This window comes from Psychrobacter sp. 78a-MNA-CIBAN-0178 (genome assembly GCF_040309625.1).
In the GTDB taxonomy this organism is placed as follows: Bacteria; Pseudomonadota; Gammaproteobacteria; order Pseudomonadales; family Moraxellaceae; genus Psychrobacter; species Psychrobacter okhotskensis.
This window is the reverse complement of record NZ_JBEOOZ010000002.1, coordinates 203,605-221,819: the sequence shown is the minus strand read 5'-3', so window position 1 is coordinate 221,819 and position 18,215 is coordinate 203,605. Positions and strand designations below refer to the sequence as shown.

Sequence of the window (18,215 nt, the reverse complement as noted above, 5' to 3'; positions counted from 1 at the left end):
GTGCAGTTGGGATAAATTTTCCTTGCGTGCTGTTATCTTTCGATGCTGCACAAAATTCATCCCAACCGTACTGTATCGTTTTTAAAGTGGGTCAACTATATAAAAGACTAAATCGACTTTTGATTGACACGTTGCGACACTGCTTCAGCACTTTCCACCCGCTCAGAGTACCTATCTGTCAAATAGGCTGAACGTCCACGAGTGAGCCAAGTAAACTTTACCAGCTCTTCACAGACATCAACGAGACGCAGATATAAGGGCGACTTGTCCATGCGATTATCGTCATTAAACTCTAAAAAGGCCTTAGGGATAGACGATTGATTCGGGATAGTAATCATGCGCATCCAGCGCCCAAGAATACGCAGCTGATTGACGGTATTAAAGCTTTGGCTGCCACCGCTCACTTGCATCACCGCTAAGGTTTTGCCTTGGGTTGGACGTACGCCGCCCAGTGCGAGTGGTATCCAATCGATTTGTGCTTTCATAATGCTAGTCATACTACCGTGACGCTCTGGACTCGCCCACAGCATACCCTCTGACCACTGCGCCAGCTCGCGCAGCTCTTGTACCTTTGGATGATTGATATCAGCATCATCTGGCAGCGGTAGACCCGATGGATTAAACATCCGTACCTCGCAGCCATACCAACGTAATAGACGGCTTGCCTCTTCAGCCGCCAGCCGCGAAAACGAGCGCTCACGTAATGACCCGTATAGCACTAGTATTTTAGGCGGATGACGCGGATCATTTGGCGCAATCAATGACTCAATATCAATCGGTTGTAATTGACTGGCATCAATATTGGGCAAGTCATCTAGATTGAATAAGCCATCTAGATTGGATAAATCGTGTATGTCAGATTGCCCTGTATTAACCTTTACCATGATGTAGAACCTCTCCATCCTCTTTAGTAAAGCTGCTCACTGGGTTTTCTAACAATTCAAACACTCGCTCTGAAGGTCGGCATAACGCTGCGCCTTTATCCGTGACCACGATAGGACGGTTAATTAAGATAGGATGGGCCATCATCGCATCGATAATGTCGTCATCAGATAACTCAGGATTGTCTAAGCCCAGCTCATCATTGATGGCTTCTTTACTACGTAGCAACTCTCTTGGCGAGAGGTTCATTTTTGCCAATAGCTCAACCAAGTAATCACGGGTTGGCGGGTTTTTCAGATACTCCACTACTTTTGGCTGCTCGCCTGATGCCTTCATGATGGCTAACGTATTGCGAGAAGTACCGCAGTTAGGATTATGAAAAATTAATGGTTTCATAGCAATCTCACCTATTTTATGGGTATGGTTATTAATAATATATTTGTTCAGAAAACGTTTATTAAGAATCTATTAGTTCTACTACTTCTATTAGTTAAGAGATAGTTATTGAGTCAGCTATCGGCTTAGCGCTTACTTTACAGATTGTCTTTATTATTAAGTTTAGCAGTCTCACATCCACTCAAAATTTCCATGAGCGAGGCACACAGCTCTGGATGTCCCGCACAGCAGTCTTGCAATAAAAACTGCACGACCGCCTCCATATGCGACAACGAGGCGCGATAGATTATTTGCCGACTTTGGCGTTTTGACACTACCCACCCTGCTCGTGCCAGCACCGATAAATGCGCCGACATAGTGTTATGCGGCACAGACAGCTGACGGGCTATCTCACCCGCAGGCAAGCCCTCAGGCTCTTGACTGACAAGTAACCTAAAGGCTTTGAGACGAGTATCTTGAGACAGCGCAGCGAAGCTTGCGATAGCATTTGTTATTTCCATATGTCCAATAATACAGACATATGGAAATAATTCAATACTTTTGAATTCACTACCCTATAAGAAGGCTGTTTTTTTACTTAAAAACCATCAGTGCAGTAAAACTGCTATAAAAACTGCAATAGGGCCTTGCATGATAATCAAAATCAGCATAGGCTAATCTATTTCGTTTTTATATTCATTTTTTAGGGATCATTATGCTGTCACATTGGGTACGCGCCATCTTACAAGCCACTGTCTATGACGTTGCTATTCAAACGCCACTTGAAGCGGCACCCAAGCTGACCCAACGTTTTGCTAATGATATTCGATTTAAACGCGAAGACCTGCAACCAGTCAAATCCTTTAAATTGCGCGGTGCTTATAACCGCATCAGCCAATTGAGCGATGAACAAAAAGCGCGCGGCGTGATTTGTGCGTCGGCAGGTAACCATGCGCAAGGCGTGGCTTACTCGGCACGCAAGTTATCGCTTAATAATATCATCGTTATGCCAACCACTACCCCTGATATCAAGGTAGATGCCGTCAGAGCGCTTGGTGGCAACGTTGATCTGCATGGTGATAGCTTCGATCAAGCCAACCGCTATGCGATTGATCGTGCTGAGCGTGAAGGCTTAACCTTCATTCCTCCTTACGATGATGAATTGGTTATCGCTGGACAAGGCACTATTGGACTTGAGCTAACCCAGCAGTGGCGCAACATGGATTATGTTTTCGTTGCCGTTGGTGGTGGTGGTTTGGTCTCAGGTGTCGCAGCCTTCCTAGGTGAAGTTGCCCCGCACGTTAAAGTCATCGCTGTAGAAGCAGAACAATCGGCCTGCCTAAAAGCGGCGTTAGAGACTGGCGAACGCGTAAAACTTGAGCAAGTAGGACTGTTCGTCGATGGTGTGGCAGTCGCGCAAATTGGTGAATTGCCTTTTGATATCGTCCGTATGCAAAAAAGCGATAACTCAGGGCCTTTGGTCGAGCCTGACGTTGTCACTTGTACCAATGATGAAGTCTGTGCGGCGGTCAAAGACATCTTTGAAGAAAACCGTAGCATCGTTGAGCCTGCTGGCGCGTTACCCGTTGCGGGCATGAAAAAATATATCGAAGCTCATAATCTACAAGGCAAAAACTGCGTAAGCATCATCTGCGGTGCCAATATGAACTTTGACCGTCTGCGCTATATCGCTGAGCGTACTGAGATAGGGGAGAAAAAGGAAGCCATCTTTGGCGTGACCATCCCTGAGCAGACTGGGGCATTCTTAAACTTCTGCCGTAGCTTACATGGACGTAATATCACCGAGTTTAACTACCGTGCCGATAGCAAAAAATCACCAGACTCGATGGAGCCTGCAGCCATATTCGTCGGAATTGCCCTAAAAGAAGGTGATAAAGAGCGTCAAACTATCCGTACGCAATTGGCAGCAGATGGTTATACGGCGCATGACTTGACTGACGATGATATCGCTAAATCGCATATCCGTCATTTGATTGGTGGTCACGCCCACGTCACAAATGAGCAATTATTAAAAGTTACCTTTCCTGAGCGTCCGGGTGCGCTATTGACCTTCTTAGAAAAGCTGGGTGACGATTTTAATATTACCTTGTTCCATTATCGCAACCATGGCGCTGCTGAAGGACGCGTGTTAGTGGGTCTACAAGCCTCTGAAAGCAACTCACGTTTACTGCAAGATGCCTTACTTGATATTGGCTATGATTGTACTTCCATCACTGACAATGTCGGTTATCAATTATTTTTAAAGTAATCTCAAAAATGGTTTTTTAACCATAATGATGACAACATATTTTAAGCGGCCTACCCCACTAGGATTGGCCGCTTACTAATATTGAGAACGCGATGCATATCCCTACTGTTTTTGCCGAAGACAATTTTGACAATATTATTAAATTTATCGCCGTTAATCCGTTAGCAACTTTGATTGCCCAAACTAATGATGGTATGGAAGCCTGTCATATACCGTTATTTTGGTATAAAGATGATGCAAACATCAATTCTCAATACGGCTATCTTTACGGTCATTTTGGTCGCAAAAATCCTATTTACCAACAGGCTTTAGCAGACAGCTCATGGTTAATTATCTTTCAAGATTCTGGACACTACATTAGCCCTAACTGGTACCCTAGCAAAGCTAAAACTCATAAAGAAGTGCCGACATGGAACTATCAAAGCGTCCATATTCAATCTAAAATTGAGCTGCTTGAAGACACTGATACCCTTAAATGGATATTAGCTACCATGACGGCGCAGCAAGAAGTAATAAACAATAATCCTTGGTCGTTAGATGACGCACCAGCTACTTATATCGATGCCATGTGCCGCGGTATTATTGGCTTTAGATTGTCTATTGATTCGATACAAGCCCAATTTAAACTAAGCCAAAATAAAACTGTAGAAAACATCACAGGGGTGATAAATGGCTTAGAGCATTTACATAAAAATGACGCTAAAGAAATGGCTGTTAAAGTTACAAATCAAAATGAAGGCTAATTTTTTTTACTTATTCACCATAAAACCCCATTTTGAAAAACTTTAATCACTCATCACTCTTTTAATATCTAAAAAAAGCACCATTATTATCTTAGTTTATTGATATCTATGAGGTTTTGATGAGTAAACACAATAAAAACCACAATCAACCCAGCCATAGCCAGCCCGATGCTGTGCGTATGCGTCTCGATAAATGGTTATGGGCCGCGCGTTTTTATCGCACCCGTACCCTTGCCAAAGAAGCCATCGAAAGCGGACGGGTGCATTATGCTGGTAGCCGAGTCAAGACCAGCAAAGAGATTGCCGTCGGAGATGAATTGAGTATTCGCCAAGGCTCAGCCACTGCCATGACCGAAAAAACCATCGTCGTCGAAGCATTAACAGCACAACGTGGTAATGCGACTGCCGCGCAAGTGTTATATTCAGAGACCGAGGAAAGTGAAGAGCGCCGCGCTTATTATGCCGAGCAGCGCAAACTTGCCAACCTTGCCCGCCCTGATAACAAGCCCAATAAAAAAGAGCGCCGCGATTTACAACGCTTTAAAAGCAACCAAGACTAATGTTAACAAATCATTCTATATCTAAAAGCTGAGCAGCTGAGCAATAATCACTGGCGTGACCCTGTTGTTTAGCTTCTGCCCTTGCCATTCAAGGTATTAAGCGTTACGCTGATCCCTTATTAGTTTACTAGATAGCATGCTCATAAACCGCATTACCCATGCTGGTTTTTTATGGCATGTTTTTTTTGCTGTAAGAAAAGGTCATATTATGCTGATGAAAACTTGTACCCCATCGTCTGTATTATTGGTTTGTTTAGGAAATATTTGCCGTTCACCGACTGCCGAGGAAGTTTTTCGTCAGCAGGCGGCGATCGCAGGCTTGTCAATTAAAGTAGACTCAGCAGGCACTGGCGACTGGCATATTGGTCATGCCCCTGATGAGCGAGCGCAGCGCCATGCAAAAGCCCATGGTTATAAAATCAATAAACTGGTCGCTCGCCAAGTGAGTGCAGACGACTTTCGTAATTTTGACTTGATACTGGCGATGGACACGCAGAATTTAGCTGATCTACAAGCTATCAAGGATAGCTTAGCGGTTACAGATGACCATTTAGCGAAGTTGGCATTATTCAGTGAAGAAGATCCAACCTACGGCGGCGATGACGTGCCAGACCCTTATCAAGGCGATAGCGATGCTTTTGAAGAAGTGATTGAACGTATCGAGTCAAGTGCACAAGCTTGGATTGAAAGCTGGAAGACTTGCTAGCCAAACAATCTATATTTATGCTACTTTTGCACCCTGCATCCTTTATAATAGGGTCTGTTGAACATTCAAATGTGGAACTGGCAGTGGCTATTTTTTAGACAATACGCAGTGAAATTTTTGACGCCTAGTCATTCTAGGTTAGATAATTTCGCCATGTATTGGCAAAAAATAGCCCTGCCCTGAAAGGCTGATATTTGAATGTTCAATAGACCCTAAACATCGCATAATTTTTTATATTTGCCATATAGGCTATGTTATGACCTCAGCTGTTCGCCTTGATTCTAGCGCTCAACAGACTATGTCGACTGATTTACCGCTTAGCTTACTTAATGCTAAGTCGGTCGATTTGTCGCATGGTAATACCATGGCATTGGCATGTGTCGCTGACTCTGTCGTGACCCTAACAAATGAAGCTCAGCTAGACAGTTTTATGGCAAGCTATGCCAATAATCCTGAGCGTAAGCCATCATTGTTTGTACTGTCTGGCGGCAGCAATGTGTTGTTGCCAGCGCAGTTAGAGGCGACGGTATTACAGCCACAGATGCGTGGCATCACGATGACGGCGCAAACAGAGAATTATGTCGATATTGAAGTGATGGCGGGTGAGAACTGGCATGACTTAGTGGTTTATAGCGTTGACCAAGGCTGGTATGGACTAGAGAATCTAGCCTTGATACCGGGTCTGACCGGCGCCGCACCTGTACAAAACATCGGTGCTTACGGTGTCCAGTTAGAAGACTGTTTGCAATACGTTCGTGCTTATCATTTGCCAACTCAAACGTGGCATCGTCTATCGCTGGCAGACTGCCAGTTTGGCTATCGCGATAGTATTTTTAAGCGCGCACTCAATACATGGTTGATCAGCCGTGTGGGATTTAGATTGCATACCGATGCGAGTAAAATTCTTGCCAGTTACGGTGATGTACAGACAGTAGCGCAGCGCTATGCTGAGCAGAAAAATCGCCTACAGCCTACCCCTGCCGATGTCATGCAAGCAATTATCGATATTCGTCAGCAAAAACTCCCTGATCCTAAACAGCTACCGAATTGTGGCAGTTTTTTTCAAAACCCAATTATTCCGCAAGCACAATTCGCCACTCTTAAAGAAATCTATCCTACTATCGTTGGCTACCCAATGCCTGATGCAACGGTGAAAGTTGCCGCTGGTTGGTTGATTGAACAAGCTGGCTTAAAAGGGGGTGGTATTGCCCCTATTGTTACCCATCAGCAGCAGGCGCTGGTACTGACCAATCATAGCCCTTATCAAGCAACCCAAGATGACGTAGCAACTGCCCAATACTACATCGCTGCTCACGTCTATGAAAAATTTGCGATTCAACTATCGCGTGAGCCGGTTTGGATAAATGCAGATGGCTCTATTGGGTATGATGAGCATGTGGTCTAAGCGCCTATTATCCAAACGCTTATGGCGCTATTATTTGCAGTCAGCCGAACGTATGGTGAAGCTGTTTCGCATCATTAACATCACCTTTTTGCTCGGCTCAACGTCTGTTATTTTAGTGCTAATTAGCTTATTCACCCCGCTATTCTCGCAAGCGATCGTTTATATGTTTTCGCTTTTGCCATTACCTAACATGCCTCCGGCTGCCAAGAGTTCTCCGCCTACTGCTTATGTGGTGCTAGGTGGCGGCCTCACCAACGATCACAATAACCAAATCATCCTCAATAGCTACAGTCTTAATCGCGCCCGTACTGCTGCCACCGCTTATCACGATTTACCGTTGCCTATTGTCCTCAGCGGTGCCGAAGCGCCGTGGCTCGGTCAATGGCTCATCGAGCATGGCATTGATGGATTGATAAGCGAAAATGCTAGCATGAATACCTGCGAAAATGCCCGCTTTACCGCTAAGCGCATTCCGCTACATCACGTGTATCTTATTACCGACAGCTACCATATGGCACGGGCGCGTAGACAATTTGCTTTAAATGGTATCAATAGCACGCCTATTGATGCGCCATTGCCCGTCAGGCGTGATTGGATGAAACCAGCACAAAACTTGAGCCACTCACGGCGCGCCGTCTATGAAGTCGCCGCCTATTTGCGTGATGTGATACGTCCACAGATGGACTGTCGCAATGCCAATGATGTCACTTCACAGCAGCTATTGACCCCCAGAGGAAATGCAACAAAAACGCCTGTGCAATAACGTTGGTAATGAGTTTTCGCCACCATTAACCTCTGTACCTGCTCCTTTTCCAATCATCTACTATATTACTTTCAACTCTGCAAGTCGTCCATCACCCTGATGACAAGTGTATAATAACGTCAGAAACTGCTATAAAAGAGATTTGCCATGCTCAGTATATTTTTATTAATTCCATTAAGTCTCATGCTGTTTGTGGTTGCCATTTGGGCAGTACGTTATGCGGTTAAATCAAACCAATTTGAAGATTTAGACAACGCTTCACAGCGTATTATATTAGATGATCGTCAAGAACGTCGGCAAACCATGCAGGCTCACGAGCAATCAGCTGCAAGTACACAGATTAACCTTACCGTCGCGACGGATACTGCTAATAATGACAAATTAGCGAATGGGGAAAATCCCTTCGATAATGATATCGATGACAACCTCAAACCATAGCTTTAAATCATCTTACCTGTGCGCCCTACTGTTGATTTTTTTGTCAGTAATCAAACTATATTGCTGACCCGCTATATTAAAGACCAATTATAAAAGTAGGCGCGCCTTTTGCCATTTTTAGGAGAATTGCCCCATGACCACCGCCTTACTTGTTGCGGCATTACTAATGGGATTTTTTGGTTCACCACATTGCTTGGGTATGTGCGGGGGTCTGGTGACAGCGTTTGGTCTATCGATGAAAGACATTAGTCCCGCTAAACGCCGCGCCCTTGTGGTAACTTACCATTTAGGGCGTCTTAGCAGCTATGCGCTGTTGGGTTTAGTCGCAGGTTTGATTGGTACGACTGTTTTAGAACCCTTGATGCGAGGCAATAATATGCCGCGTATCTTATTAGGTTTGGTATTGGTGTTTGTTGGTGTGACCATGCTTGGTGCGCCATTTTTGAGCAAGCTTGAGCGCTATGGCATGCGTTTTTGGCAGTATCTCAGTCCCCTTCGTCAAAAAGTTTTTCCTTTAAACACTTTTCCACGAGCATTGTCAGCGGGTCTATTGTGGGGATTTTTGCCTTGTGGTTTGGTTTATGGCGCTCTACTGATTGCAGTGGTTGCCCACAACCCATTAAGCGGCGCGGCATTAATGTTCGTCTTTGGCCTGGGTACAGTGCCGATGCTGGTTGCCACGCACGAGACCGTTGGCTGGCTACGCGACAAAATTGGACGCTTTCGTCTGCGTCAGATGAATGGAGCACTGATGGTCGTGTCAGGTATGGCGATCATTGTCGTCCCATTAGTAATGGCAAATATGCATAGTGGGCATGATATGTCCACTATGCATAGCGATCATATGCAGATGAGTGATTCGCAAATGATGGATATGCCCATGGATGGATCGATGGATCATGGCAGCCACTCTGCGACGACTACTGATACCCATGGCCATCATGATATGAGTCAAATGAATCATGAGATGACACTTGCTACGACTGACACAATGGATCACAGTATGCATGATATGAGCAATACGAGTAGTGAAGCAAACATGGAAAACAATCAGGATACTATGATAGAAAATGCTGAATAAAAATTAAAGCGCTTGGCATTGTGATGCCCTAATCAAAAGAAGCCCTTAACATCAATCACGATGTTAAGGTCTTTTCTATACATCCGAAATTATTAAGCAGACCACTTATTCCTGCCATTGCTCAAGCGTAAACTTAGTATCTAAATGCTTCTCTAACGCAGGGATGTTAAAAGCATCATCTTCACTAACGAAGCTAATACTGATACCAGTCTGTCCAGCGCGTCCCGTACGACCAATGCGGTGTACATAATCATCTGGCTGATCAGGCAAGGTATAATTGACCACGTGGCTGATATCATCGACATGAATACCGCGCCCTGCGACATCGGTGGCAACCAAGATAGAAGCGTGACCATCTTTAAAACGCTGTAAGTATTTTTCGCGTTTTTGCTGAATGACATCGCCTGACAACATCACAATTTTATGTCCCTGACGAAGCTTATGATATAGACGCTTGACTTGATCTTTGCGATTGGCAAAGACAATCACTTTATCGACAGCGCTATCACTAATAATACGCTGCAATGCCGCTAGTTTTTGATCTTCTGTCAATAAATAAAAGTGCTGATCGACCAACTCACTGGTTTTATGCTCAGGCTCAATTTCAACAAATTGCGGCTCATGTAACCAACGATAGGCCAAGTTCATCACATCTTGGTTAAAAGTGGCTGAGAATAACAAGCTTTGGCGATCGGTGTTCGAAGGCATCCGACCAACCAAGCGCTTGATATCCGGAATAAAACCCATATCCAGCATGCGATCTGCTTCATCTAGTACCAGCACTTCTACTCGATCCAGATAGACCATGCCCCTATTGGCAAGATCAATCAGACGACCGGGCGTCGCTACTAAGATATCGACATATTGACGCTCAAGCTCATGCTGCTGGGTCTCATAATTGGTGCCACCCATAATACAAACGCTGTGCAGCGAAGTGTATTTGGTCAAAGCGATACAATCATCAAATATTTGCTGTGCAAGCTCGCGGGTTGGTGCCATGACCACGGCGCGCGGCTCACCTAGATAGCGCTCTTCGTCACTGGTAAAAGGACGCTTGAGTAATGCCTCCATAATGGTCAACAAAAACGTTGCCGTCTTGCCGGTGCCAGTTTGTGCCTGTCCGATAGCGTCTTGATTTGCCAAGGTATGCGGTAATATTTGTGCTTGGATAGGCGTCAGTTCAGTAAAACCTAAATCACTTACCGCACGCAAGGTCGGTGCAGAGAGTGGTAAATCAGTAAACGCTGTAAAATTACTCAAAAAATCATCCTTTTGTATGAATCGCTTGTATTTTTCAATTCAGTGATAGGCTTATGCCAAGACTCAGCCTAGCTGTATATCGCTACCAATATAAACACGCTTCTAAACGCTGTACATTGATAAGCATAAAAAAAGCCAAGCCTAACGCCTACCCTCACCAATAATGCTGAATGAAAATCAACATAGGTAAGATAAGACGGGCTTGACTCGGTAGTATATCAGTAGTTTATCCAGACATTATAACTAAACTGCGCTAATGGCTGTATCGACTATTCTTCTACTTTTCTGACTTCTTCAGCTTGAAGACCCTTATCGCCTTCGACCACGCTGAACTCAACCTTTTCGCCATCTTTTAGAGAGCGATAACCATCACCTTGGATCGCGCGGAAATGGACAAAAATATCTTCTCCGCTATCACGTTGAATGAAACCAAAGCCTTTTGAGTCATTAAACCACTTAACGATACCTTGCTCACGAGCTGACATAATATTACTTCCTAAAAAAGTCGCTTAGCCCCAAATTCCTTTGCAACATTGCATATAAACGGGGTCTAAGATTGAGAAATCAGAATTAAACGCTATGACGCAACATACATTCGTATAGACAGACAAGATGAATGCTTATCTTAACTATGTTGAATGTACTGTTTTGCTATACCTTTTACTCATACCAAAATAGCTTTTGTACTCATCATCGTTTATGTTAGATGCTTCATTATAAAAACTTATAATGGTAGTAGTAACAAATTCGCAATATAGATTGCTTAAAAAATATCATAGCACGGGTTTTTAGCAACATAAAGACTTTTAACACGGTTTTTAAAACTTAGCTTGATTTTTGATGTAATTTTTTTATAACCTTGCTGACAAGCTGTTATCATAATGCGATAAGAGGGGTTTTATGGCACAGCTTTTTCTGTATTAACCCTACTTATTTAGCAGTAACGCATCAATCATCCGTAGCCTTCAATAGCGATAGAGAGCATTATGACCACCCCTTCTCAATCAGCAGCGCCAGTAGCACACGTTGACCAATCAGTAAAAACAACCTTGACCCAAAGATTATTATTGATTAATGGCGTCAATCTCAATTTACTGGGCAAGCGTGAGCCGGAGATTTATGGCCATACGACGCTGGCAGATATTGAGCAGGGCCTCATTGAGCGCGCGGCAAACTACGGTGTTGAGCTGATTTGCATACAGTCAAACCATGAAGGCAAGCTGGTCGATGAGATTCAACACTATGGGCTTTTAGCAGAGTCAGCAGCGCAAGTAGATGCCATCATTATCAATCCTGCAGCGTTCACTCACACCTCGGTCGCAATCCGTGATGCGTTATCGGCCACGCAAAAGCCATTTATCGAGGTGCACTTGTCTAATGTACACGCTCGCGAAGCTTTCCGGCAGCATTCTTACTTTAGTGATATTGCAGTCGGTGTCATTTGTGGCTTAGGACATAGAGGTTATCAGATGGCTTTAGATTATTGGCTAGCTAATACCTATAAGATAAACCTAAATGATTAGGGCGTGTTGAACATTCGATCATGGCACTGACAGAGACTGTTTTTTAGGCGATTCAAAGATAAAAATAGTAAGTTTAGTCATTCTAAGCGTCTCTTTTTATCAAAGAATCAGCAAAAAATAGCCCTGTCCTTTTAGGCTGATGCTAAAATATATTGAGAAAGTCATACAGAAAGAAAAAACTCATTCGCGCAAGACAACCTTATCTTTAGCACACTAGTCAAACAGCAATTACTTGCTTAAAATAATAAAATTACGGTTTGGTAAATAAACCTCTACATGGTGATATGAATGGCAAAATCGTCCGGAAAACGCTTTATGAAACTGGCTGGCATGACAGCGAGTATTGCCGGCAAAGCCGCTAAAAACTCATTAAGGCACCTATCAAGTGACGAAGAAAAACGTCTGCAGGCACGCTCAGAATTGATGCAAGACGTGGGTATTCAAATAGCCGAAACGCTTGGTGAAATGAAGGGCGCGGTGATGAAAGTGGGACAAATTGCCTCACAATATAAGGACGTATTTCCACCTGAGGTTGCGACCGCTTTAGAAAAGTTGCAAAAAGATGCACCGCCCATGCCTTATGCGCAGATACGGGCACAAATAGAACGTGAGCTCAAAGCTCCTGTCGATCAACTGTTTACGATGTTTGAAGAAACACCCTTTGCCGCCGCTTCCATTGGACAAGTACACAGGGCTATTCTACCCTCTGGGCAAAAAGTCGTGGTCAAAGTACAGTACCCCGATGTCGATGAAAACTGTGATAGTGACCTCAAACAAGTGCGCATGGCGCTAAAAATCGCTGGCGTCTTGAATATGAGCAAACAATTGCAGGAGCAGCTCTTTAACGAGATTCGTCAAAGCCTGCATGATGAGTTGGACTATGTCAAAGAAGCTCACAACCTACAGGTATTCGGTGCTTTTCATACTGATGACCAAGGACTTATTATCCCCAAAGTCATTAACAGCCACTCTACCAGACGGGTTTTGACATTGACTGAGGAGATTGGAGAGACGCTGACCGTCGCCGCGACGTGGAATAATGAGATCAAACAGAAAATCGCCAAACGACTGTTTCACTTTACTGCAGGTCAACTGTTTGGCTTATACCGGATGCACTGTGACCCCCATCCCGGTAATTTTGCGTTTCGTCATGATGGCAGTGTCGTAGCCTATGATTTTGGCGGTATTCGCAGCTATAGTCATAGTGAGGTTCAATTGTTTCGCCGCTTCGCGCAGCATGCCGTCAAAGGTGATGTGACCGCACTAGAGCAAGACTTAATCGCTCTTGATATTCGCCGTGAGGATGATAAAAATGTGCCGGGTGAATTCTATGAAAAGTGGCTGGCTATTGGTATGAAGCCGCTATCCATTGCACCTTATCAAGAAGGGGCTTTTGATTTTGGCAGCAGTCAAGTTCATCATGAAGCCATCAGCCAAATGCGCACCTCATTAAAATACTTCGGGCAATTTCAACCTTCAGCCACGACGATGATGCTAGATCGTACCGTGTCAGGACAATATTGGAACCTAGTCAATTTGGGTGTTGAAATAGACCTGTCACCACTGGTCGCTGAGTATATAACCAACTAGGGCGTGTCCTCATTTTAAAAATGGTGATACAAATGAGGTAAATTGCCGTCAAACAAGGAAAATAGTGCAGATAATATCGATGTATTACCTAGCTATTTGACGATGTTTGGCAAGATTTAACCATTTTTAGCCCATTTAGATTGCTATCGGTTGAATTGAGGACACGCCCTAGCCTCTAGCCTACATAGAAAAATAAAGACTAGTGAACATTACACATGCAGTGCATGGCCGCAGCGGTCGCAAAAAACAGCACTCACGGCATGACCGAATTTTCCGCAGTTCGGACACGTAATGGGGTTAAGCTGTGGACGCATATTTCGAGCAAGCTCAGAAGTAAAAATACCCGTTGGTACCGCAATGATTGAATAACCCGTAATCATGACCATACTCGCAATCGCTTGACCCAACGGAGTTTTAGGTGACATATCGCCATACCCTACCGTAGTCATCGTAACAACCGCCCAATAGATAGACAGCGGAATACTCGTAAAGCCATTTTCAGGCCCCTCTACCACGTAGATAATCGAGCCGAAAATCGTAACCAATAATACCAGCGATAAGAAAAACACTGTGATTTTTTGCTGGCTGGTTTTGAGTGCCGAGGCCAAAAACCCTGCTTGTTGCATGTAAGCTTTGAGCTTGAGTACGCGAAAGATACGTAAAATACGCAAAACACGTATGACCAACAGATACTGCACGCCTACAAACAACAGGCTTAAATAGCTGGGCAATACAGATAATAAATCCACTACCCCAAAAAAGCTAAAGGCATAACGAAAGCGGTTGGGCGCTGAAAACCAGCGCAATGCATACTCAATGGTAAATAAAATCGTAAAAAACCATTCCGCATAAAAAAACAGCGTGCCATATTGCAAACGCATATATAGCACGCTGTCCAGCATTACCACCCCAACACTGGCCAAAATGGCTATCAACAATACAACATCGAAAAGCTTACCCATGCGGGTATCTGTGCCTTCGATAATAATATGAATGCGGTTACGCAGGTGAGTAATAGCTTCGTTAGTTGGTTGCTTCATAGAGTCAATAGAGTCACAAGATCAATGGTTTAAAAAAACCGAACGATTTAGGCTAGGATGGACAAGCTAAGATTGGTCAAAACGCGTAAAAGTGGTTTATAATATCCCACACCTTATGACTATCAATAGTTATTATCAAGGTTCGATAAGTGACGATATAGGCAGCCATAACGCAAAAAATAATAGTGTAGCAAAAAAGCACTGCTAACGACATACAAATCGTTAACTTGCAGGTAAGTCAATTACCTCAAAAAACAGCTCAATCATATAATAAAAACCGCTTATGAAGTATCAAATATTATCATTCATAGTCTTTTTATTCACACCATAAAAACCACGTAAAACTTTAAGGATGTCATATGGCAGGCCATTCAAAATGGGCAAATATTAAACACCGTAAAGCGCGTCAAGATGCGGTAAAAGGCAAAGTATTTACCAAGATTATTCGTGAAATTGTCTCAGCTGCCAAGCAAGGCGACCCTGACCCTGATAAAAACCCACGCTTACGTGCTGTTATCGAAAAAGCATTGTCAGTCAATATGACTAGGGACACTATCAATCGTGCAGTAGCTCGCGGTACGGGTGGCGATGACAATGACAATATGGATGAAGTGAGCTATGAAGGCTATGGCGTTGGCGGTGTGGCAGTATTAGTCGAAACCATGACTGATAACCTTAACCGAACCGTCAGCGAAGTACGCCATGCCTTTACTAAGAATGACGGTAATCTTGGCACCTCTGGCTCAGTGGCTTATCTCTTTACTAAGCGCGGTGAAATCACCTTCAATGACACAAGCTTAGAAGACGAAGTAATGTTGGTCGCTCTAGATGCTGGTGCGCTTGATATCGAAAATGATGGCGACAGCTTGCTGGTCATTACCGAATGGGAAACTTTCGGTCAAGTCAAAGATGCGCTTAATGCTGCAGGTCTGGTCTCTGACAACGCGGAAGTAACCATGTCGCCGTCAACTACTGCTGAGATAGACAATGTGGATGATGCCGAAAAAGTCATGAAGATGATTGATATGCTAGAAGACATCGATGACGTGCAAGAAGTTTATAGCAATGTGAACTTCTCAGATGAGGTAATGGCGCAACTTGAGCAATAGTTCGGGTTGAGAATATCAAATAAAAAGGCCAAACGTTTTTTAATGTTTGGCCTTTTTTTAGTGACGAGTGATAAGCACTTATTTTAGACTAAGCCTTGCAAGTGACCCCTTCAAGCGCTAACAAATATTCTTTCTTATCCAGCCCACCCGTATAACCACCAAGCTTACCATCGCTAGCAATGACGCGATGACAAGGAACGATGATGCTAAAAGGATTCCTACCATTGGCATTGGCCACCGCGCGAAAGCCTTTGGGATTATGCACATTTCGTGCCAGCGTTGCATAGCTGATAGTTGCGCCATGATCGATGTTTTGTAATGCCCGCCATACTCGTTGCTGAAATGGCGTGCCCAAAGACAGATCTAATGCTAAGTCAAACGCTTGACGCTCACCCTTAAAGTACTCATCCAACTGTTTTATAGTCTCTAATAGTAGCGCTTGAGCCGGTTCATTTTCGCTTAGCTTATCCTCATTGATAAACGTAAAGCTCTTATCAACAAGGCCATAGTGCTTTTTAAGTTTGGGAATGGATTTTGAGCTATGCCAAGCGTCACCCGTCTGCTGCCAGTTGACTTCAACCAGTTTAGGGCTGCTATGCTCATTGACGCTGGCAATTAACGTTAACTGGTTAGATCCAAAAGCTGCTTCGGTGACTATCATGGTTTTCCCCTGTTAAATCATTACGTTTTTAAGGCTCTATCATTGACCATCGACTCAAACAAACTATCGAGTACTACTCTTTATCGTCGGTTTCGAACAAGGCTGCGACAAACTGCTTTGGACTAAAAGCGCGCAAGTCATCAATTGACTCACCAACGCCAATATAACGAATCGGCACGTCTGTGGTTTCGGCAATATTAAAGACCACGCCACCTTTGGCCGTTCCATCTAACTTAGTAATCGTAATACCCGTTAATGGGACGACTTTGTTAAAGAGTTCTACTTGATTGATCGCATTTTGACCCGTGCCAGCATCGAGAACAATCATGCCTTCGTGCGGTGCGCTTGGATCAGCTTTACGCATGACGCGTACGACTTTTTCTAGCTCCGCCATGAGATGCGTTTTGTTTTGCAAGCGTCCAGCAGTATCGGCGATCAGTACATCGATATTTTTTGCTTTGGCAGATTGCATGGCATCAAAGATCACAGAGGCACTATCAGAGCCATGACCCTGCGCCACGACTGGAATATTATTGCGCTCACCCCAGATTTGTAGCTGCTCGGTTGCGGCAGCACGGAATGTATCACCAGCTGCGAGCATGACAGATTTGCCCTCGCCTTGTAAGCGCTTGGCAAGTTTACCAATCGTCGTCGTTTTACCGACCCCATTGACGCCCACTACTAAAATTACAAAGGGTTTTTTGCTGGTATCAATCACCAGTGGCGCGACTTTTGGCGTTAAGATATCAACCAGTTCCGTTTGCAACGCTTTATACAATGAATGGGCATAAATTAAGTCACCACGGTCTGTCTGCTCAGTGAGACTTTTGATGATACGGTTGGTCGCGTTGACACCGATATCGGCGACCAATAGCTGATCTTCGACTTCTTCTAACAGCTCATCATCGATCTCTTTGCCACCGATCAGGATACTGACCATCCCTTCGGCTAAGTTCTTCCGTGATTTACTCAGCCCCGTTTTCATACGGTTAAACCAGCTGCCTTTTTTCTTATTATCCTGCTGTTCTTGTGAGTCTTCTGGCAATGGCGACGGCTTTTCTGCTTGTTGTACTTTATTATTTTCTGGGCTTACGCTTGCTGTATCTCCCAATTGCTCTTGTAATGGCATGGTTGGAATGGTTGAAGCCGTATTAGTCTTGCTGTTAGCTTCTGTTTCCTTGGCACGCGAAAAACTTTCAGAGGAACTTTTAGGTACGTTATGCTCCTCTGTCGTGACAATCGGCGTGGCTAAAGCGATACTCTCAGCAGCATGGGCGCTTGAGACGTCTTTGTTTGTCGTCGTTTCTTGCTCTGTGGCCTTATCATTATTCACTGCATTGTCATTATTCACTGCATTGTCATTATTCACTGCATTGTCATTATTTGCCGCATTGTCATGATGCTTATCGGTCATCCCAGCATCATCTAACGGTTTGGTTGGTACGATATCCTCATCAACGATGGGCATAGATTGCACCGGTAGGCTGGGTAAGGTAATATCATCGTCATCTAAATCATCAAGACCACCTTCAAGGTTAATGACCACACGATTGCTATTGTTTGGGTTATTCATAAGCTTGCCCTAAAAGTTATCATTATTAGTAAGATGTTTATTTTAAAATCGGTCAGTATATCGTCCGTTTTCTATCATTCAAATGATAGATTATTTTTAGCCTAGTTTAGCATAATTCAAGTTGCTCTCAGCCTTTACCATCCTAGACCGAGGTTAAATGCTAGAATTCATTAGATGAGATGAATGGTTGAGAAAGTTTAGCTTAAGGTTTGGACACAAAAATCTGACCTTCAATAT

The 18,215-nt window shown here is 44.0% G+C and carries 19 protein-coding genes; 11 read left to right on the top strand and 8 right to left on the bottom strand.

The window, feature by feature from the left end:
* Positions 1–107: 107 nt before the first annotated feature.
* The 3 genes from arsH to AAEY80_RS02685 all read right to left on the bottom strand — a co-directional run bounded on the left by arsH (position 108) and on the right by AAEY80_RS02685 (position 1,778).
* Positions 108–884 (bottom strand): arsenical resistance protein ArsH, encoded by a 777-nt coding sequence (gene arsH / locus AAEY80_RS02695; RefSeq protein WP_101212638.1) that lies wholly within the window; start codon positions 882–884, stop codon positions 108–110.
* Complete coding sequence (gene arsC, locus AAEY80_RS02690; protein ID WP_101212639.1) at positions 871–1,278, bottom strand: arsenate reductase (glutaredoxin); 408 nt, start codon at positions 1,276–1,278, stop codon at positions 871–873. The genes arsH and arsC overlap by 14 nt, the downstream gene beginning before the upstream one ends.
* 137 nt (positions 1,279–1,415) lie before the next feature.
* The gene (locus tag AAEY80_RS02685) at positions 1,416–1,778 is read right to left on the bottom strand and encodes an ArsR/SmtB family transcription factor (RefSeq protein WP_101212640.1); all 363 of its coding nucleotides are present in this window, start codon (positions 1,776–1,778) and stop codon (positions 1,416–1,418) included.
* Between the two features lie 194 nt (positions 1,779–1,972).
* On the opposite strand from AAEY80_RS02685, the gene ilvA reads away from it, so the two are divergent.
* The 8 genes from ilvA to AAEY80_RS02645 all read left to right on the top strand — a co-directional run bounded on the left by ilvA (position 1,973) and on the right by AAEY80_RS02645 (position 9,222).
* The gene (gene ilvA / locus AAEY80_RS02680) at positions 1,973–3,526 is read left to right on the top strand and encodes a threonine ammonia-lyase, biosynthetic (RefSeq protein WP_201566430.1); all 1,554 of its coding nucleotides are present in this window, start codon (positions 1,973–1,975) and stop codon (positions 3,524–3,526) included.
* 92 nt (positions 3,527–3,618) lie between these two features.
* A complete protein-coding gene (locus AAEY80_RS02675) occupies positions 3,619–4,269 on the top strand; it encodes an FMN-binding negative transcriptional regulator (RefSeq protein WP_101212642.1) in 651 nt (216 codons plus the stop codon).
* Between the two features lie 119 nt (positions 4,270–4,388).
* Positions 4,389–4,829, top strand: coding sequence for an RNA-binding S4 domain-containing protein (locus tag AAEY80_RS02670; protein ID WP_101212644.1), 441 nt, complete (start codon positions 4,389–4,391; stop codon positions 4,827–4,829).
* A gap of 208 nt (positions 4,830–5,037) precedes the next feature.
* Complete coding sequence (locus AAEY80_RS02665; protein ID WP_101212645.1) at positions 5,038–5,535, top strand: low molecular weight protein-tyrosine-phosphatase; 498 nt, start codon at positions 5,038–5,040, stop codon at positions 5,533–5,535.
* Between the two features lie 256 nt (positions 5,536–5,791).
* Entirely contained in the window at positions 5,792–6,940 is a 1,149-nt protein-coding gene (murB, locus tag AAEY80_RS02660) for a UDP-N-acetylmuramate dehydrogenase (protein WP_101212646.1), read from the top strand.
* Positions 6,906–7,703 (top strand): YdcF family protein, encoded by a 798-nt coding sequence (locus AAEY80_RS02655; RefSeq protein ID WP_227523281.1) that lies wholly within the window; start codon positions 6,906–6,908, stop codon positions 7,701–7,703. Before murB ends, AAEY80_RS02655 begins: the two co-directional genes overlap by 35 nt.
* A 147-nt stretch (positions 7,704–7,850) precedes the next feature.
* Positions 7,851–8,141 (top strand): cbb3-type cytochrome oxidase assembly protein CcoS, encoded by a 291-nt coding sequence (gene ccoS, locus AAEY80_RS02650; protein WP_101212647.1) that lies wholly within the window; start codon positions 7,851–7,853, stop codon positions 8,139–8,141.
* A gap of 133 nt (positions 8,142–8,274) precedes the next feature.
* On the top strand, positions 8,275–9,222 hold the full coding sequence (locus tag AAEY80_RS02645; protein ID WP_201576230.1) for a sulfite exporter TauE/SafE family protein: 948 nt from the start codon (positions 8,275–8,277) through the stop codon (positions 9,220–9,222).
* 105 nt (positions 9,223–9,327) lie between these two features.
* On the opposite strand, the gene AAEY80_RS02640 is transcribed toward AAEY80_RS02645, so the two are convergent.
* Positions 9,328–10,482, bottom strand: coding sequence for a DEAD/DEAH box helicase (locus tag AAEY80_RS02640; protein ID WP_201616112.1), 1,155 nt, complete (start codon positions 10,480–10,482; stop codon positions 9,328–9,330).
* Positions 10,483–10,751: 269 nt separating this feature from the next.
* Positions 10,752–10,967: a cold-shock protein gene (locus tag AAEY80_RS02635; protein WP_011513806.1), complete on the bottom strand. Its 216-nt coding sequence runs from the start codon at positions 10,965–10,967 to the stop codon at positions 10,752–10,754.
* A 501-nt stretch (positions 10,968–11,468) separates the two neighbouring features.
* Here AAEY80_RS02635 and aroQ point away from each other — a divergent pair.
* Positions 11,469–12,005: a type II 3-dehydroquinate dehydratase gene (gene aroQ / locus AAEY80_RS02630; protein WP_025651226.1), complete on the top strand. Its 537-nt coding sequence runs from the start codon at positions 11,469–11,471 to the stop codon at positions 12,003–12,005.
* 288 nt (positions 12,006–12,293) lie between these two features.
* The gene (locus AAEY80_RS02625) at positions 12,294–13,595 is read left to right on the top strand and encodes an ABC1 kinase family protein (RefSeq protein WP_025651227.1); all 1,302 of its coding nucleotides are present in this window, start codon (positions 12,294–12,296) and stop codon (positions 13,593–13,595) included.
* Positions 13,596–13,804: 209 nt separating this feature from the next.
* Here AAEY80_RS02625 and AAEY80_RS02620 read toward each other — a convergent pair whose 3' ends face one another.
* The gene (locus AAEY80_RS02620; protein ID WP_025651228.1) at positions 13,805–14,635 is read right to left on the bottom strand and encodes an ion transporter; all 831 of its coding nucleotides are present in this window, start codon (positions 14,633–14,635) and stop codon (positions 13,805–13,807) included.
* A 359-nt stretch (positions 14,636–14,994) separates the two neighbouring features.
* On the opposite strand from AAEY80_RS02620, the gene AAEY80_RS02615 reads away from it, so the two are divergent.
* Positions 14,995–15,744 (top strand): YebC/PmpR family DNA-binding transcriptional regulator, encoded by a 750-nt coding sequence (locus AAEY80_RS02615; protein ID WP_025651229.1) that lies wholly within the window; start codon positions 14,995–14,997, stop codon positions 15,742–15,744.
* 88 nt (positions 15,745–15,832) lie between these two features.
* Here AAEY80_RS02615 and AAEY80_RS02610 read toward each other — a convergent pair whose 3' ends face one another.
* Together AAEY80_RS02610 and ftsY are read right to left on the bottom strand one after the other, a co-directional pair.
* Positions 15,833–16,405, bottom strand: coding sequence for a methylated-DNA--[protein]-cysteine S-methyltransferase (locus AAEY80_RS02610; protein WP_201567181.1), 573 nt, complete (start codon positions 16,403–16,405; stop codon positions 15,833–15,835).
* A 73-nt stretch (positions 16,406–16,478) separates the two neighbouring features.
* Positions 16,479–17,390 (bottom strand): signal recognition particle-docking protein FtsY, encoded by a 912-nt coding sequence (gene ftsY / locus AAEY80_RS02605; protein ID WP_217271537.1) that lies wholly within the window; start codon positions 17,388–17,390, stop codon positions 16,479–16,481.
* Positions 17,391–18,215: the final 825 nt, after the last annotated feature.

What these genes read in the sequence shown, in the direction of transcription:
- AAEY80_RS02635 (WP_011513806.1), bottom strand. Translation starts at nt 10,967, where the DNA reads ATGTCAGCTCGTGAGCAAGGTATCGTTAAGTGGTTTAATGACTCAAAA.
- AAEY80_RS02670 (WP_101212644.1), top strand. Translation starts at nt 4,389, where the DNA reads ATGAGTAAACACAATAAAAACCACAATCAACCCAGCCATAGCCAGCCC.
- AAEY80_RS02675 (WP_101212642.1), top strand. Translation starts at nt 3,619, where the DNA reads ATGCATATCCCTACTGTTTTTGCCGAAGACAATTTTGACAATATTATT.
- AAEY80_RS02655 (WP_227523281.1), top strand. Translation starts at nt 6,906, where the DNA reads ATGGCTCTATTGGGTATGATGAGCATGTGGTCTAAGCGCCTATTATCC.
- AAEY80_RS02610 (WP_201567181.1), bottom strand. Translation starts at nt 16,405, where the DNA reads ATGATAGTCACCGAAGCAGCTTTTGGATCTAACCAGTTAACGTTAATT.
- ftsY (WP_217271537.1), bottom strand. Translation starts at nt 17,390, where the DNA reads ATGAAAACGGGGCTGAGTAAATCACGGAAGAACTTAGCCGAAGGGATG.
- AAEY80_RS02625 (WP_025651227.1), top strand. Translation starts at nt 12,294, where the DNA reads ATGGCAAAATCGTCCGGAAAACGCTTTATGAAACTGGCTGGCATGACA.
- AAEY80_RS02665 (WP_101212645.1), top strand. Translation starts at nt 5,038, where the DNA reads ATGCTGATGAAAACTTGTACCCCATCGTCTGTATTATTGGTTTGTTTA.
- arsC (WP_101212639.1), bottom strand. Translation starts at nt 1,278, where the DNA reads ATGAAACCATTAATTTTTCATAATCCTAACTGCGGTACTTCTCGCAAT.
- AAEY80_RS02615 (WP_025651229.1), top strand. Translation starts at nt 14,995, where the DNA reads ATGGCAGGCCATTCAAAATGGGCAAATATTAAACACCGTAAAGCGCGT.
- AAEY80_RS02645 (WP_201576230.1), top strand. Translation starts at nt 8,275, where the DNA reads ATGACCACCGCCTTACTTGTTGCGGCATTACTAATGGGATTTTTTGGT.
- AAEY80_RS02620 (WP_025651228.1), bottom strand. Translation starts at nt 14,635, where the DNA reads ATGAAGCAACCAACTAACGAAGCTATTACTCACCTGCGTAACCGCATT.
- AAEY80_RS02685 (WP_101212640.1), bottom strand. Translation starts at nt 1,778, where the DNA reads ATGGAAATAACAAATGCTATCGCAAGCTTCGCTGCGCTGTCTCAAGAT.
- murB (WP_101212646.1), top strand. Translation starts at nt 5,792, where the DNA reads ATGACCTCAGCTGTTCGCCTTGATTCTAGCGCTCAACAGACTATGTCG.
- ilvA (WP_201566430.1), top strand. Translation starts at nt 1,973, where the DNA reads ATGCTGTCACATTGGGTACGCGCCATCTTACAAGCCACTGTCTATGAC.
- aroQ (WP_025651226.1), top strand. Translation starts at nt 11,469, where the DNA reads ATGACCACCCCTTCTCAATCAGCAGCGCCAGTAGCACACGTTGACCAA.
- arsH (WP_101212638.1), bottom strand. Translation starts at nt 884, where the DNA reads ATGGTAAAGGTTAATACAGGGCAATCTGACATACACGATTTATCCAAT.
- ccoS (WP_101212647.1), top strand. Translation starts at nt 7,851, where the DNA reads ATGCTCAGTATATTTTTATTAATTCCATTAAGTCTCATGCTGTTTGTG.